This is a genomic window from Acetobacter okinawensis JCM 25146 (genome assembly GCF_000613865.1).
GTDB classification, from domain to species: domain Bacteria; phylum Pseudomonadota; class Alphaproteobacteria; order Acetobacterales; family Acetobacteraceae; genus Acetobacter; species Acetobacter okinawensis.
The window spans coordinates 1-801 of record NZ_BAJU01000121.1 but is presented as its reverse complement, the minus strand read 5'-3'; the positions used below and the strand labels follow the sequence as shown (position 1 = coordinate 801).

Genomic DNA, 801 nt, shown 5'->3' with positions numbered 1-801 from the left:
TGAGCCTAGCACTACAGTTGCATATTGTGTTGAGTTCTGAATTTATGGGCAACCATGATTCAGGATATGACGAGTGGCGGTGCGTCTGTTGAAGAGACGCTGTATTTGTGGGCGTCCGGGCTTCGGTCCGCCAAGGAACGGATCGTACCGTTGTTTACGCAGAAACGTGTCGCAGCTTCTGCGTGCGCCTTCCTGGACGTTCTGATTGGCAATGAACCACGTAAGACAGGATGGATGCGAGCGGAAGCCGCAGGAGATCCCGGTCCATGGCGGCAACAGGCGCTTCTGGGGCGCGGGCACTGGGATGCCGATGCCCTTCGCGATGTCGTCAGGGAGCATGTGGTCGAGCATCTGGGCACTGAAGATGGTGTGCTGGTCATCGATGAGACCGGTTTTCTGAAGAAAGGTCAGGCGTCCTGCGGTGTGGGGCGGCAATATACGGGCTCTGCCGGCAAGATCACGAACTGCCAGATTGGTGTATTTGCCACCTATGTATCGGCGCGGGGCCACGCCTTTGTTGACCGCGCCCTGTATCTTCCAAAAGACTGGACGTCGAACCGTGAGCGCCTGAAGCAGACCCACGTTCCTGATGACGTGGTGTTTGCAACCAAACCGGCGTTAGCCTCGATGATGATTGAGCGGAGTATTGAGGCCGGTGTGCCCGTCCGCTGGGTTGCAGCAGACAGCCGTGTATGGCGTCGGCGATGTGGAACGCACGCTTCGCCGGGCAGGAATTGGATATGTCCTTGGGGTCAGAGGCAATCACTGGTTCGGGTCGTGGGCGACAGGCCCGCTGATTGC

The 801-nt window shown here is 58.2% G+C and carries 1 pseudogene; it reads left to right on the top strand.

The annotated features are described in order from the left end of the window. Nucleotides 1-54 precede the first annotated feature (54 nt). Nucleotides 55-801: pseudogene (locus JCM25146_RS20345) on the top strand (IS701 family transposase); the annotation flags it as partial.